A 13,984-nucleotide genomic window follows, 5' to 3' on the forward strand; every position below is an offset into this window, starting at 1 on the left:
CCTGAGCCGGCCGCTTCGCGGACAAGCCCGCGAGGCGGCCGGTGCAGGTTGTGGATCAGGCGCGCGAGTCGCGCACCATGTCCACGTGCGGGATGCCCGCTTCAAGGAACTCTTCGCTGACTACGCGAAAGCCCAGCCGCTCGTAGAACGGCGTGGCATGCACCTGGGCGCTGAGCATCTGCTGCTTCAGGTCGCGGTTCTGCGCTTCGACGATCACGGCGTTCATCAGCGCATCACCCACCTTCAGGCCACGCCAGTCCTTGAGCACCGAAATGCGCCCGATCGTGCCATCGGCCAGCAGGCGCGCAGTACCGATCGGATAATCACCTTCCAGTGCCAGGAAATGCTGCGCGTCCATATCCTCCGAATCGAACTCCAGTTCCGGCGGAATGTGCTGCTCGGCCACGAATACCGCTTCACGGATTCGACGGATGTCGGCATTGTCCTTGTGCCAGTCTGCGAGGCGCACGCTGATTTTATTCATTGGCGAATCCCAGGCTTCCTTGTTTGATCAGTTGCTGTACCAGCATGAGGCCATCTTCGTCTTGCAGCCATTCCGCCAGGTTGTCGATGTGCAGGGCGTCGGCCGCACACACCAGCTTCAGCAGCTCGCGCAGTTTCCCCGGCAGTGGGCAGCTGCGACCGCTGGCGAACAGCAGCAGGTCATCTTCGAATTCCGACCAGGCCATGCGTGCAGCCGGGTTACGGATCAGAATGGCACCTTGCTCCAGGGCGTCGATCAGCTCTTCCTCGCTCAGCTCTTCGCCGACGATCTGCTCGGGGTAGCGCGGCTCGGTCATGAACTGGCCGAACCAGGTCAGCAGCAGGTCCTTGTCGCCCATGTGCTTGTCGAGCAGCGCCTTGAGGCGGTCGAGGGCGTCATGCTGGATCTGGTGCGGGTCGCTGACAGGCTGGGCGTCGGCGTCGCTGTAGCGTTCTTCGTCGGGCAGGAACTGGCCGAGGAAGTCGGTGAAGTGGGTCAGCACTTCAGCAGCGCTTGGGGCGCGGAAGCCGACCGAGTAGGTCAGGCAGTCATCCACGGCCACCCCGTAGTGGGCCAGACGCGGTGGCAGGTAGAGCATGTCGCCTGGTTCCAGGGTCCACTCTTCACTCTGCTCGAATTCAGCCAGGATACGCAGGTCGGCGTGCTCCAGCAGCGGGCTGTCGCTGCTGCACATCTGGCCGATCTTCCAGTTGCGCTGGCCGTGGCCCTGCAGCAGGAACACGTCATAGTTGTCGAAGTGCGGGCCAACGCTGCCACCCGGGGTGGCGAAGCTGATCATCACGTCATCGATACGCCAGCTTGGCAGGAACCGGAAGTTCTCCAGCAGTTCGGCCACCTCCGGAACGAACTGGTCGACGGCCTGTACCAGCAGGGTCCAGTCTTTTTCGGGCAGCTCTGCGAAGGTGTCTTCGTTGAACGGACCACGGCGCAGCTCCCACGGGTGGGCGCCGTGTTCCAGCACGATGCGCGACTCGACTTCGTCTTCCAGGGCCAGGCCAGCCAGTTCGTCGGGGTCGATCGGGCTGATGAAGTCCGGGAAGGCCTGGCGCACCAGCAGCGGCTTCTTCTGCCAGTAGTCGCGCATGAATTCGCGGGCCGAGATGCCGCCGAGCAGCTGCAGTGGAGTATCAGGATTCATGTTCAACCTATTGAAAAAACGTAATTTTCGTCCGGGAATAAAAACGCCCGGCCAGGCCGGGCGTTGTACGCGACGGTCAGCTTAGATGCGTTTGGCCTGGGCTGCCGCGTTACCGATGTAGGTAGCAGGGGTCAGCAGCTTGAGCTCGGCCTTGGCGTCGGCTGGCATCTCCAGGCCGTCGATGAAGGTCAGCAACGCGTCAGGGGTGATTCCCTTGCCACGGGTCAGCTCTTTCAGCTTCTCGTAGGGGTTTTCGATGTTGAAGCGGCGCATGACGGTCTGGATCGGCTCGGCCAGCACTTCCCAGCAGGCGTCCAGGTCGGCAGCGATACGAGCTTCGTTGACTTCCAGCTTGCCAATGCCTTTCAGGCTGGCTTCGTAGGCGATGACGCTGTGGGCAAAGCCCACGCCCAGGTTGCGCAGCACGGTGGAGTCGGTCAGGTCACGCTGCCAGCGCGAGATCGGCAGCTTGCTGGCCAGGTGCTGGAACAGCGCGTTGGCGATACCCAGGTTGCCTTCGGAGTTTTCGAAGTCGATTGGGTTGACCTTGTGCGGCATGGTCGACGAGCCGATTTCGCCGGCCACGGTCTTCTGCTTGAAGTAGCCCAGCGAGATGTAGCCCCACACATCGCGGTCGAAGTCGATCAGGATGGTGTTGAAGCGGGCGATGGCGTCGAACAGCTCGGCGATATAGTCGTGCGGCTCGATCTGCGTGGTGTACGGGTTGAACTGCAGGCCCAGCTCGTCTTCGATGAACGCGCGGGCGTTGGCTTCCCAGTCGATCTGCGAGTAGGCCGACAGGTGGGCGTTGTAGTTGCCCACGGCGCCGTTGATCTTGCCCAGCAGCGGTACGGCGGCAACCTGGGCGATCTGGCGCTCCAGGCGGTACACGACGTTGGCCAGTTCCTTGCCCAGGGTAGTCGGCGAAGCCGGCTGGCCGTGGGTGCGTGACAGCATTGGCACGTCGGCGTGAGCGTGGGCCAGGGCGCGGATGGCGTCGGCGATCTGACGCATCAGCGGCAGCAGCACGTCGTCACGGCCGGCGCGCAGCATCAGGGCGTGGGACAGGTTGTTGATGTCCTCGCTGGTGCAGGCGAAGTGGATGAACTCACTGACCTTGGCCAGCTCAGGCAGCTGGGCAGCCTGCTCCTTGAGGAGGTATTCGATCGCCTTGACGTCGTGGTTGGTGGTGCGCTCGATTTCCTTCACACGCTCGGCGTGCTCCAGCTTGAAATCGCTGGCCAGGTTGTCCAGCAGGGCGTTGGCTTCGGCGGAGAACGCCGGCACTTCGCTGATCTGCGGGTGGGCGGCCAGGCGCTGCAGCCAGCGCACTTCGACCAGGGCGCGGAAACGGATCAGGCCGAATTCGCTGAAAATGGGGCGCAGGGCCTGGGTTTTGCCGGCATAACGGCCGTCTACAGGGGAAACCGCAGTGAGCGAAGAAAGCTGCATGGGGTGTTCTCGGACAGTCAGGCTTTTGGAAGGGCGCATATCATACATGAAAATTGCGCCTGGGTCGGGTGGCTGACCAAAGGTCGGCCCTACAAAAAAGCTTAATGCGATGCCTGTGGGAGCGTGTTTACCTGCGAATGCGGTAGCGAGGCCAATATTGCATTCGCGGGTGAACCCGCTCCCACAGGGTTCAGCGTGCGCCTGTCACGAAGGCGTACGCATCATGTCGTACAGTTCATTCAGCAACTTGCGCCGGCTGAACACCAGCTGCCAGCGGTGCCCGCCCAGCTGGCGCCACAGGCGCGCAGCGCGGATGCCGGCCAGCAGCAAGGCGCGGATCTTCGAGGCGTTGTTGGGCTGCTGCAGGAAGCGCATGTCGCCGTGTACCTGGATGCGCTGGCGCAAGGTGCTGAGGGTGTCCTGGTACAAGGCTCCACTGGAAGCGATGACGTTTTCGTGAACCAGGCCAAAATGATCCGCTTGCGACTGGATCTGTGGCAGGCGGTTGCCGATGGTGTCGAGCAGGTCGCCACGCTTGTTCAACTGGCGTTCCAGGCCCAGCATCGACAGGGCGTAGCGCAGCGGTTCGCGCTGCAGGCTGCTGGGGTCCCGCTCCAGGGCGCCGACCAGTGCGCGATAGCCGTCGCGCAGGTTCAGGTCGTCACCGCCGAACACTTCCAGGGTGTTATTGGGGTCACGTACCAGCAGGCTACCCAGCATGCAGGCGATGTTGGCCTCACTGGCCTGGCCGGTACGGGCGATGCGGTCGACCAGCACGGCGGCTTGGAACACGCCGCCCAGGGCAATCAATTGCTCCTGCAGGTTGCTCATGCGCGCGGGCTCCACGGCTCTGCGGCTTCGATCACGCCGCCACCCAGGCACACCTCGCCATCGTAGAATACGACCGACTGGCCAGGCGTTACCGCGCGTTGCGGCTCGTCGAAGACGGCGCGGTAACCGTTTGCGGTCAGCGCCAGGGTGCACTGCTGGTCGCTCTGGCGGTAGCGCACCTTGGCGGTGAGCTGGCGCGGGCTGCTGAGGTCGACCGGGTTGACCCAGAAAATCTCCGAAGCCAGCAGGGCGCGGGAGAACAGCCACGGGTGTTCGTTGCCCTGGCCGACCACCAGCACGTTGCGGGTCAGGTCTTTGTGCAGCACGTACCACGGCTCGTCACCGGCATCCTTCAGGCCGCCAATGCCCAGGCCCTGGCGCTGGCCGATGGTGTGGTACATCAGGCCGTGGTGGCGGCCGATCACTTCACCTTCGGTGGTTTCGATATTGCCAGGCTGGGCCGGCAGGTACTGCTTGAGGAAGTCGCTGAAGCGGCGCTCGCCAATGAAGCAGATACCGGTGGAATCCTTTTTCTTGGCGGTGGCCAGGCCGTGTTTTTCGGCGATGGCGCGTACTTCGGGCTTTTCCAGCTCGCCGACCGGGAATAGCGTGCGGGCGATTTCCTTGCCGCCGACGGCGTGCAGGAAGTAGCTCTGGTCCTTGTTCGGGTCCAGGCCCTTGAGCAATTCGGTGAGGCTGCCGGTGTCGCGGCGGCGCACGTAGTGGCCGGTGGCGATCATGTCGGCCCCCAGCGACAGGGCGTAGTCGAGGAACGCCTTGAACTTGATTTCGCGGTTGCAGAGGATGTCAGGGTTGGGCGTTCGGCCGGCCTTGTATTCTTCAAGGAAGTGCTCGAACACGTTGTCCCAGTACTCGGCGGCGAAGTTGGCGGTGTGCAGCTTGATACCGATACGGTCGCACACGGCCTGGGCGTCGGCCAGGTCTTCACGGGCGGTGCAGTATTCGGTGCCGTCGTCTTCTTCCCAGTTCTTCATGAACAGCCCTTCCACCTGGTAGCCCTGCTCGATGAGCAGAAGGGCGGAGACGGAAGAGTCCACGCCGCCGGACATGCCGACGATGACGCGGGTCTTGGCGGGGTCTTTGAGTGCTGGGCTGGTCATGGGTACCGGTGTGTATCAAAGGGGAAAAACGCCGATTCTATCAAACCCGCAGCGCCGCGTCAGTCGCGTAGCAGGTCGAGGCTGTGCAGCGGGCCTTTGAGGTAGTCATCCAGGCAGCGCGGCACCAGCTCGCTGCGCCAGCGAGTGGGGTCGGCCAGCAGTTCGTCGCGGGTCAGCCACACGGCGCGGACGATGTCGCTGTCCAGTGCCAGGTCGGCGTGATGGCGCACGGGGCGGGCGGCGAAGCAGATGCGCTGGTAGGTCACGCCGTTGCTGGGGGCGGTGTACAGGTAGATGCCGACCACGCCGGTCAGCTCGACTTCCCAGGCGGTTTCTTCCAGGGTTTCGCGCAGGGCGGCCTGGGGCAAGGTCTCGTTGGGCTCGAGGTGGCCGGCAGGCTGGTTGAAGACGTGCTGGTTGGCTTTGAACTCCTCGACGAAGAGGAACTTGCCTTCGTGTTCGACGATGGTCGCTACGGTGATGTGGGGTTGCCAGGTCATTTGCCATGTCCTTTCAGATTGCCGGGACCGCCTTGCGGTCCTTCGCGGGCTCGCCCGCTCCCACAGGTGCCGTGCAGGTCTTGCTGGCAGCACCTTTCCTGTGTGTGAGCGGGCAAGCCCGCGAAGGGCTGCGCAGCGGCCCCGATCCAGAAAGCACAAACCCCGGTGCGTGGCCGGGGTTTGTGCTGTTACTTCAAGCGAACCTTACAGGGCGGCAATGGCGCTGTTCAGGGTCTGGCTTGGGCGCATCACCTTGGCAGTCAGCTCGGCATCCGGCGCGTAGTAGCCACCGATGTCGGCCGGCTTGCCCTGAACGGCGTTGAGCTCGGCGACGATAGTCTCCTCGTTCTCGGTCAGGGTCTTGGCCAGCGGGGCGAAGCGTGCCTGCAGGGCAGCGTCGTCGCTCTGGGCAGCCAGGGCCTGGGCCCAGTACAGGGTCAGGTAGAAGTGGCTGCCGCGGTTGTCGATACCACCGACTTTGCGCGATGGCGACTTGTTGGTGTCGAGGAACTTGCCGGTGGCCTGGTCCAGGGTGTTGGCCAGGACCTTGGCGCGCGGGTTGTCGTAGGTGTTGCCCAGGTGCTCCAGGGAAGCGGCCAGGGCCAGGAATTCACCCAGCGAGTCCCAACGCAGGAAGTTCTCTTCAACCAGCTGCTGCACGTGCTTCGGTGCCGAACCGCCGGCGCCGGTTTCGAACAGGCCACCGCCGTTCATCAGCGGCACGATCGACAGCATCTTGGCGCTGGTGCCCAGCTCCATGATCGGGAACAGGTCGGTCAGGTAGTCGCGCAGCACGTTGCCGGTCACCGAAATGGTGTCCTTGCCTTCGCGAATGCGGGCCAGGGAGAACTTGATGGCGTCGACCGGAGCCAGTACACGGATGTCCAGGCCGGTGGTGTCGTGATCCTTCAGGTACTTCTGTACCTTCTCGATCATCACGCCGTCGTGGGCGCGGGCCGGGTCCAGCCAGAACACCGCAGGGGTGTTGCTCAGGCGGGCGCGGTTGACGGCCAGCTTGACCCAGTCCTGGATCGGCGCGTCCTTGGTCTGGCACATGCGGAAGATGTCGCCGGCTTCGACGTTCTGCTCCAGCACGACGTTGCCCTTGCCATCGACTACGCGAACCACACCGTCAGCCTTGATCTGGAAGGTCTTGTCGTGGGAGCCATACTCTTCGGCTTTCTGCGCCATCAGGCCAACGTTCGGCACGCTGCCCATGGTGGTCGGATCGAAGGCACCGTTTTTCTTGCAGTCTTCGATGGTGGCCTGGTAGATACCGGCGTAGCAACGGTCCGGGATCACGGCCTTGGCGTCTTGCAGTTCGCCAGCAGTGTTCCACATCTTGCCCGAGTCACGGATCATGGCCGGCATCGAGGCGTCGACGATCACGTCGCTCGGCACGTGCAGGTTGGTGATGCCTTTGTCGGAGTTGACCATGGCCAGGGCCGGACGCTCGGCGTACAGGGCCTGGATGTCGGCTTCGATTTCGGCCTGCTTGTCAGCTGGCAGGTCCTTGATGCGGGCGTACAGGTCGCCGATACCGTTGTTGGCGTTGAAGCCGACCTCGGCCAGCGCTGCGGCGTGCTTGGCCAGCACGTCGCCGTAGAATTCTTCGACGATGACGCCGAACATGATCGGGTCGGAGACCTTCATCATGGTGGCTTTCAGGTGCACCGACAGCAGCACGCCAGAGGCCTTGGCATCGGCGATCTGCTCGGCGATGAAGGCTTTCAGGGCCTTGCGGCTCATGGTCGCGCAGTCGATGACTTCGGCAGCCTTGACCGCAGTCTTTTCTTTCAGCACGGTGGTGCTGCCGTCTTTGCCGACCAGCTCGATGCGCAGGCTATCGTCAGCTTCGATCAGTGCGGCTTTCTCACTGCCGTAGAAGTCGCCCTGAGTCATGTGGGCAACGTGCGACTTGGAGTCGGCGGCCCAGGCGCCCATTTTGTGCGGGTGCTTGCGGGCGTAGTTCTTGACCGACAGCGGCGCGCGGCGGTCGGAGTTGCCTTCGCGCAGCACCGGGTTCACGGCGGAACCCTTGATGCGGTCGTAGCGGGCACGGGATTCTTTTTCGTCCGCGGTGGCCGGCTCGTCGGCATAGTCAGGGATGTTGAAGCCCTTGCCTTGCAGTTCCTTGATCGCGGCCTTGAGCTGCGGTACCGAGGCGCTGATGTTCGGCAGCTTGATGATGTTGGCTTCAGGGGTGGTAGCCAGCTGGCCCAGTTCCGCCAGGTGATCGCCTACTTGCTTCTCTGCGCCCAGTTGCTCCGGGAAGGCGGCAAGGATACGGCCAGCCAGGGAGATGTCGCGAGTTTCGACAGCGATGTCAGCCGAAGCGGTGAACGCTTCGATGATCGGCAGCAGCGAGTAAGTGGCGAGGGCGGGGGCTTCGTCGGTGAAGGTATAGATGATCTTGGAACGGGTGGGCATGCGGGTTAACTCTCTGTGTGCTGAGCGTGCTCGAGTCTCGTGGTGCGCAGGGTAGGCGCATCGCCCTGGCAGCGCCATGAGCGGAAAGTCGAGAGGCTGCGAGCGGTGATGGTGGATGCATCAGTCGAGCGTCAAGTGCTGAGCTGCGGTAACAACCCAGGCTTTACGGCCATTCATGGCCTAGGGCGGTCCGCATTTTCCTGGGATTCGCCCCGATGACCCTTCGGTCGCGGCGGAGTATACCAAACCATTCGGGCTAATCAGCAAGGCCAAGTGATATCGGCCCGTTTATAAGACCAAAGACTAAGCGGCAATGTGGCGTAACGCCGCATGCCTTGCAGGTCGGCAGATGTGGTTTAGGCTGATTGCAGCGCATGATGTCCAAACCACACCCGACAGCGGAGTAGTGCAAGCATGGGATACCAGAAAATCAAGGTTCCGACCGACGGCGCCAAGATCACCGTCAATGCAGACCATTCGCTCAACGTGCCTGACAACCCGATCATTCCTTATATCGAAGGCGACGGAATTGGCGTCGATGTTTCGCCGGTCATGATCAAGGTGGTCGACGCCGCCGTGCACAAGGCCTATGGCGGCAAGCGCAAGATCGCCTGGATGGAGGTGTATGCCGGTGAAAAGGCCACCCAGGTGTACGACCAGGACACCTGGCTGCCCCAGGAAACCCTCGATGCCGTGCGTGATTTCGTGGTGTCGATCAAGGGCCCGCTGACCACCCCGGTCGGGGGTGGGATCCGTTCGCTGAACGTCGCCCTGCGCCAGCAGCTCGACTTGTATGTGTGCCTGCGCCCGGTGCTGTGGTTCCAGGGGGTGCCGAGCCCGGTGAAGAAGCCGGGTGATGTCGACATGGTGATCTTCCGCGAGAACTCCGAGGACATCTATGCCGGGATCGAGTGGAAGGCTGGCTCGCCCGAAGCGAACAAGGTGATCAAGTTCCTGAAAGAGGAAATGGGCGTCACCAAGATCCGCTTCGACCAGGACTGCGGCATTGGCGTCAAGCCGGTGTCCCGCGAGGGCACCAGGCGCCTCGTGCGCAAGGCCCTGCAATATGTGGTGGACAACGACCGGGAGTCGCTCACCTTGGTGCACAAGGGCAACATCATGAAGTTCACCGAAGGGGCCTTCAAGGACTGGGGCTACGAGGTGGCCCGTGAGGAATTCGGCGCCGAACTGCTCGACGGCGGGCCGTGGATGAAGTTCAAGAACCCGAAAACCGGCCGCGAGGTGATCGTCAAGGACGCCATCGCCGACGCCATGCTGCAACAGATATTGCTGCGCCCGGCCGAGTACGATGTGATCGCTACCCTCAACCTTAACGGTGACTACCTGTCCGACGCCCTGGCGGCTGAGGTGGGGGGTATCGGCATCGCCCCGGGCGCCAACCTGTCCGACACCGTGGCCATGTTCGAGGCCACCCACGGCACCGCGCCCAAGTATGCGGGCCAGGACAAGGTCAACCCCGGCTCGGTGATCCTGTCGGCGGAGATGATGCTGCGCCACATGGGCTGGACCGAGGCGGCCGACCTGATCATCAAGGGCACCAATGGGGCGATTGCGGCCAAGACCGTGACCTATGACTTCGAGCGCTTGATGGAGGGGGCGACGCTGGTGGGCAGTTCAGGGTTTGGCGATGCGATGATCAAGCATATGTGAGGCAATGGAAAACCGGCCGCTCCATGAAGAAGCGGCCGGTTTTTTCATCTGCCGGCAAAGCGAAGCAGGTCAGGCGTTGGCCGTGACGACCTCCGGCGTGATATCTGCCTTCACGGCTGCGTTACCGGAAATGTTCACCGCGTGCTTGCCCTTGGGGCCCTGCACGATGTCGAACGTCACGGTCTGGCCGGCCTTGAGGGTCTTGTAGCCGTCCATCTGGATGGCGGAATAATGGGCGAAGAGGTCTTCGCTATCGCCATCGGCATTGACGAAACCGTAGCCTTTGGCGTTGTTGAACCACTTGACTTTACCGCTTGCCATCCCAATGTCCCTCTGCAAAGGACTCCATCACTGGAGTATCATCCACTTCATCCGCATACGAACCTGCGAAAAATCTGGTTGACTGCGCGGATCTTTATCGACCACGGTGGGTTCTTATTGGTTGTAACACCGTTTTGCCGATAGTCAAGGTCACGCGGCGCCTGCGCCGGCCGCGGCCTGTGCAGTCAACCCACTACTTTAACCTGACGCTCATGATGAAATTCTTTCCATGCATGCACCTAGTGAGATTCGACTAACATTCAATCAGGATCGCCCGCAATCGAATGAGGACGACGGCTCAGGTCTTGCAGTTCAGGAAGCCAAGCCGATCCTGCAGGCACCACCGATGTACAAGGTGGTTTTATTCAACGATGACTACACACCGATGGATTTCGTCGTCGAAGTGCTCGAGACGTTCTTCAGTCTGAACCGCGAGCTGGCGACCAAGATCATGCTGACCGTCCATACCGAGGGGCGGGCAGTGTGCGGATTGTTTACCCGTGACATCGCCGAAACAAAGGCAATGCAGGTCAACCAATACGCCAGGGAAAGCCAGCATCCGCTACTCTGTGAAATCGAGAAGGACGGTTAATCGCCGACCACTTGGGTATGAGGTGAAGCTATGTTAAACCGCGAGCTCGAAGTCACCCTCAATCTTGCCTTCAAGGAGGCCCGTTCGAAGCGTCATGAGTTCATGACCGTCGAACATCTGCTGCTGGCACTCCTTGACAATGAGGCTGCCGCGACCGTTCTGCGCGCCTGTGGCGCCAATCTCGACAAGCTCAAGCACGACCTGCAAGAGTTCATCGATTCCACCACCCCGCTGATTCCCGTCAATGACGAAGACCGTGAAACCCAGCCAACCCTGGGCTTCCAGCGCGTGCTGCAGCGTGCCGTGTTCCACGTGCAAAGCTCCGGCAAGCGCGAAGTAACCGGCGCCAACGTGCTGGTGGCGATCTTCAGCGAACAGGAAAGCCAGGCCGTGTTCCTGCTCAAGCAGCAGAGCGTGGCGCGCATCGACGTGGTCAACTACATCGCCCATGGCATCTCCAAGGTGCCGGGGCATGGTTCGCAGTCTGAAAGCGACCAGGAAATGCAGGACGAAGAGGGCGGCGAAACCTCCTCTTCGAGCAACCCGCTGGATGCCTACGCCAGCAACCTGAACGAACTGGCGCGTGCCGGTCGTATCGATCCGCTGGTCGGTCGCGAGCAGGAAGTGGAGCGCGTAGCGCAAATCCTTGCCCGTCGACGCAAGAACAACCCGCTGCTGGTGGGTGAGGCTGGGGTGGGCAAGACCGCCATCGCCGAAGGCCTGGCCAAGCGCATCGTCGATGGCCAGGTACCCGATCTGCTGGCGCAAAGCGTGGTGTACTCGCTCGACCTGGGTGCGCTGCTGGCTGGTACCAAGTACCGCGGTGACTTCGAGAAGCGCTTCAAGGCGCTGCTCGGCGAACTGCGCAAGCGCCCGCAGGCCATTCTGTTCATCGACGAAATCCATACCATCATCGGTGCCGGTGCGGCGTCGGGCGGGGTGATGGATGCTTCGAACCTGCTCAAGCCGCTGTTGTCTTCGGGTGAAATCCGTTGCATCGGCTCGACCACCTTCCAGGAGTTCCGCGGCATCTTCGAGAAAGACCGTGCCTTGGCGCGCCGCTTCCAGAAGGTGGATGTGAGCGAGCCATCGGTCGAAGATACCGTGGGCATTCTGCGCGGCCTGAAAGGGCGTTTCGAAAGCCACCACAACATCGAGTACAGCGACGAAGCGCTGCGCGCCGCTGCCGAGCTGGCCTCGCGCTACATCAATGACCGCCACATGCCAGACAAGGCCATCGATGTGATCGACGAAGCTGGCGCATACCAGCGCCTGCAGCCGGAGGCCAATCGCGTCAAGCGTATCGATGTGCCGCAAGTCGAGGATATCGTGGCCAAGATTGCGCGCATTCCGCCCAAGCACGTGACCAGTTCCGACAAGGAGCTGCTGCGTAACCTTGAGCGTGACCTGAAACTGACCGTGTTCGGCCAGGACCAGGCCATCGACTCGCTGGCGACTGCGATCAAGCTGTCGCGTGCCGGCCTGAAGTCGCCAGACAAGCCAGTCGGTTCGTTCCTGTTCGCCGGCCCGACCGGCGTGGGTAAAACCGAGGCTGCCCGGCAGTTGGCGAAGGCGCTTGGCGTAGAACTGGTCCGCTTCGACATGTCCGAGTACATGGAGCGTCACACCGTGTCGCGCCTGATCGGTGCGCCACCCGGTTACGTCGGCTTCGATCAGGGCGGTTTGCTGACCGAGGCGATCACCAAGCAGCCGCATTGCGTCTTGCTGCTCGACGAAATCGAGAAGGCCCACCCGGAAGTCTTCAATCTGCTGCTGCAGGTGATGGACCACGGTACCCTGACCGATAACAACGGGCGTAAGGCTGACTTCCGTAACGTGATCCTGATCATGACCACCAACGCCGGTGCCGAAACCGCGGCGCGGGCGTCGATCGGCTTCACTCATCAGGACCACGCGTCCGATGCCATGGAAGTTATCCGCAAGAGCTTCACGCCTGAGTTCCGCAACCGCCTGGATACCATTATCCAGTTCGGCCGCCTGAGCCACGAGACGATCAAGAGCATCGTCGACAAGTTCCTTATCGAACTGCAGGCGCAGCTGGAAGACAAGCGTGTGCTGCTGGAAGTCAGTGATGACGCCCGCGGCTGGCTCGCGGCATCGGGCTACGACGTGCAGATGGGTGCGCGGCCGATGGCGCGGCTGATCCAGGACAAGATCAAGCGGCCGCTGGCCGAGGAGATCCTGTTTGGCGAACTGGCCGAGCATGGCGGCGTGGTGCACGTCGACCTGCGCGATGGCGAACTGGTGTTCGACTTCGAGACCACGGCTGAGGTTGCGTGATGTGCGGGGGCTGCCTTGCAGTCCCCTTTGAATTTCGTAAGGCACAAAAAAGCCCGGCACATGGCCGGGCTTTTTCATGGCTTGAGCTTAGCGCGCACGGTAGGTGATGCGGCCCTTGCTCAGGTCGTACGGTGTCAGTTCGACGCGGACCTTGTCGCCAGTGAGAATACGAATGTAGTTCTTGCGCATCTTTCCGGAGATGTGCGCGGTTACGACGTGCCCGTTTTCCAACTCCACGCGGAACATGGTGTTGGGCAGGGTGTCGACGACAGTACCTTCCATTTCGAAGCTGTCTTCTTTCGACATGCAGTTGAGCCCTCGGTATCCAGTGTTAGCCCGACGCATAACCGCAGCGGGCAAAAAAGTGGCGTGGATTATGCCCGAAAACTGCGTGTCAAGCCAATGCTTTCAGTTGAGGGTGACCCAGCGCTGGTTTATCAGCAACTCGATAGGCCGATACTGCGTCTTGTAGTTCATTTTCTTGCAGTTCTTGATCCAGTAACCCAGGTAGACCGCCTCCAGGTTCTGGCGCAGGGCTTCGGTGATCTGCCAGAGGATGGCGAAGCGGCCAAGGCTGCGGCGCTCTTCGTCCGGTTCGTAAAAGGTGTACACCGCCGACAGCCCGTTGGGCAGCAGGTCGCACACCGCCACTGCCAGCAGGCGGCCTTCCAGGCGGAACTCGTAGAACCAGCAGAATGGCAAGTCGCGCACCAGGAAGGTGGAAAACTGGTCGCGGCTGGGCGGGTACATGTCACCGTCGGCGTGGCGCGTTTCGATATAGCGTCGGTACAGCTCGAAGTATTCTTCCTTGAACGCCGGGCGCGCCGCGGTCACCGTCAAGTCGGTGTTGCGCTTGAGAATGCGCCGCTGCTGTCGGTTGGGGATGAAGCGTGCCGCTGGAATGCGCGCCGGCACGCAGGCGTTGCAGTTTTGGCAGTGCGGGCGGTACAGGTGGTCGCCGCTACGGCGAAAGCCCATTTCCGACAGGTCGGCGTACACGTTCACGTCCATCGGCTGGCTGGGGTCGAGGAACAGTGTGGTCGCCTGCTCGTCGGGCAGGTAGCTGCAGGAGTGGGGTTGAGTGGCATAAAACTTCAACCGCGCCAGCTCTGTCATGATCAA

At 61.9% G+C, this 13,984-nt stretch carries 13 protein-coding genes; 3 read left to right on the forward strand and 10 right to left on the reverse strand.

All coding sequences use genetic code 11. The features are described 5' to 3' along the window. Window positions 1-55 precede the first annotated feature (55 nt). The 7 genes from E8E68_RS22070 to E8E68_RS22100 form a co-directional block, all read right to left on the reverse strand. Window positions 56-484: a GNAT family N-acetyltransferase gene (locus E8E68_RS22070; RefSeq protein WP_110744630.1), complete on the reverse strand. Its 429-nt coding sequence runs from the start codon at window positions 482-484 to the stop codon at window positions 56-58. Next, window positions 477-1,643 carry a cupin domain-containing protein gene (locus E8E68_RS22075; RefSeq protein WP_110744629.1) on the reverse strand — a complete coding sequence of 389 codons (1,167 nt, stop codon included), beginning with the start codon at window positions 1,641-1,643 and terminating at the stop codon, window positions 477-479. The genes E8E68_RS22070 and E8E68_RS22075 overlap by 8 nt, the downstream gene beginning before the upstream one ends. Before the next feature lie 81 nt (window positions 1,644-1,724). Beyond that, complete coding sequence (gene purB / locus E8E68_RS22080) at window positions 1,725-3,095, reverse strand: adenylosuccinate lyase (RefSeq protein WP_280344723.1); 1,371 nt, start codon at window positions 3,093-3,095, stop codon at window positions 1,725-1,727. Window positions 3,096-3,299: 204 nt separating this feature from the next. Next, on the reverse strand, window positions 3,300-3,926 hold the full coding sequence (hflD, locus tag E8E68_RS22085; protein WP_266030416.1) for a high frequency lysogenization protein HflD: 627 nt from the start codon (window positions 3,924-3,926) through the stop codon (window positions 3,300-3,302). After that, window positions 3,923-5,047 carry a tRNA 2-thiouridine(34) synthase MnmA gene (gene mnmA, locus E8E68_RS22090; protein WP_110744627.1) on the reverse strand — a complete coding sequence of 375 codons (1,125 nt, stop codon included), beginning with the start codon at window positions 5,045-5,047 and terminating at the stop codon, window positions 3,923-3,925. The genes hflD and mnmA overlap by 4 nt, the downstream gene beginning before the upstream one ends. 59 nt (window positions 5,048-5,106) lie before the next feature. Next, on the reverse strand, window positions 5,107-5,547 hold the full coding sequence (locus E8E68_RS22095) for an NUDIX hydrolase (protein ID WP_003251227.1): 441 nt from the start codon (window positions 5,545-5,547) through the stop codon (window positions 5,107-5,109). Window positions 5,548-5,751: 204 nt separating this feature from the next. Next, window positions 5,752-7,977, reverse strand: coding sequence for an NADP-dependent isocitrate dehydrogenase (locus E8E68_RS22100; protein WP_280344729.1), 2,226 nt, complete (start codon window positions 7,975-7,977; stop codon window positions 5,752-5,754). A gap of 414 nt (window positions 7,978-8,391) precedes the next feature. Here E8E68_RS22100 and icd point away from each other — a divergent pair, with 414 nt between their 5' ends. Further along, a complete protein-coding gene (icd, locus tag E8E68_RS22105; RefSeq protein ID WP_280344733.1) occupies window positions 8,392-9,648 on the forward strand; it encodes an NADP-dependent isocitrate dehydrogenase in 1,257 nt (418 codons plus the stop codon). A gap of 69 nt (window positions 9,649-9,717) precedes the next feature. Here the strand turns inward: icd and cspD are convergent, their stop codons facing one another. Further along, window positions 9,718-9,969 (reverse strand): cold shock domain-containing protein CspD, encoded by a 252-nt coding sequence (cspD, locus tag E8E68_RS22110; RefSeq protein ID WP_146230358.1) that lies wholly within the window; start codon window positions 9,967-9,969, stop codon window positions 9,718-9,720. 229 nt (window positions 9,970-10,198) lie between these two features. Between cspD and clpS the strand changes: the two genes are divergently transcribed. Both clpS and clpA read left to right on the forward strand, forming a co-directional pair. Continuing rightward, the gene (gene clpS / locus E8E68_RS22115; protein ID WP_003251220.1) at window positions 10,199-10,561 is read left to right on the forward strand and encodes an ATP-dependent Clp protease adapter ClpS; all 363 of its coding nucleotides are present in this window, start codon (window positions 10,199-10,201) and stop codon (window positions 10,559-10,561) included. Between the two features lie 30 nt (window positions 10,562-10,591). Beyond that, window positions 10,592-12,862, forward strand: coding sequence for an ATP-dependent Clp protease ATP-binding subunit ClpA (gene clpA / locus E8E68_RS22120; protein ID WP_110744623.1), 2,271 nt, complete (start codon window positions 10,592-10,594; stop codon window positions 12,860-12,862). An 87-nt stretch (window positions 12,863-12,949) separates the two neighbouring features. Here the strand turns inward: clpA and infA are convergent, their stop codons facing one another. Then, on the reverse strand, window positions 12,950-13,168 hold the full coding sequence (infA, locus tag E8E68_RS22125) for a translation initiation factor IF-1 (RefSeq protein ID WP_002553999.1): 219 nt from the start codon (window positions 13,166-13,168) through the stop codon (window positions 12,950-12,952). A 102-nt stretch (window positions 13,169-13,270) separates the two neighbouring features. Continuing rightward, complete coding sequence (locus tag E8E68_RS22130; protein ID WP_266030406.1) at window positions 13,271-13,978, reverse strand: arginyltransferase; 708 nt, start codon at window positions 13,976-13,978, stop codon at window positions 13,271-13,273. Between the last annotated feature and the right edge of the window lie 6 nt (window positions 13,979-13,984).

The organism is Pseudomonas sp. BN607 (genome assembly GCF_029871175.1).
GTDB lineage: Bacteria > Pseudomonadota > Gammaproteobacteria > Pseudomonadales > Pseudomonadaceae > Aquipseudomonas.

Bases quoted from the DNA above. Each gene is read 5' to 3' on its own strand.
- E8E68_RS22070 (WP_110744630.1), bottom strand. From the start codon at position 484: ATGAATAAAATCAGCGTGCGCCTCGCAGACTGGCACAAGGACAATGCC.
- E8E68_RS22075 (WP_110744629.1), bottom strand. From the start codon at position 1,643: ATGAATCCTGATACTCCACTGCAGCTGCTCGGCGGCATCTCGGCCCGC.
- purB (WP_280344723.1), bottom strand. From the start codon at position 3,095: ATGCAGCTTTCTTCGCTCACTGCGGTTTCCCCTGTAGACGGCCGTTAT.
- hflD (WP_266030416.1), bottom strand. From the start codon at position 3,926: ATGAGCAACCTGCAGGAGCAATTGATTGCCCTGGGCGGCGTGTTCCAA.
- mnmA (WP_110744627.1), bottom strand. From the start codon at position 5,047: ATGACCAGCCCAGCACTCAAAGACCCCGCCAAGACCCGCGTCATCGTC.
- E8E68_RS22095 (WP_003251227.1), bottom strand. From the start codon at position 5,547: ATGACCTGGCAACCCCACATCACCGTAGCGACCATCGTCGAACACGAA.
- E8E68_RS22100 (WP_280344729.1), bottom strand. From the start codon at position 7,977: ATGCCCACCCGTTCCAAGATCATCTATACCTTCACCGACGAAGCCCCC.
- icd (WP_280344733.1), top strand. From the start codon at position 8,392: ATGGGATACCAGAAAATCAAGGTTCCGACCGACGGCGCCAAGATCACC.
- cspD (WP_146230358.1), bottom strand. From the start codon at position 9,969: ATGGCAAGCGGTAAAGTCAAGTGGTTCAACAACGCCAAAGGCTACGGT.
- clpS (WP_003251220.1), top strand. From the start codon at position 10,199: ATGCATGCACCTAGTGAGATTCGACTAACATTCAATCAGGATCGCCCG.
- clpA (WP_110744623.1), top strand. From the start codon at position 10,592: ATGTTAAACCGCGAGCTCGAAGTCACCCTCAATCTTGCCTTCAAGGAG.
- infA (WP_002553999.1), bottom strand. From the start codon at position 13,168: ATGTCGAAAGAAGACAGCTTCGAAATGGAAGGTACTGTCGTCGACACC.
- E8E68_RS22130 (WP_266030406.1), bottom strand. From the start codon at position 13,978: ATGACAGAGCTGGCGCGGTTGAAGTTTTATGCCACTCAACCCCACTCC.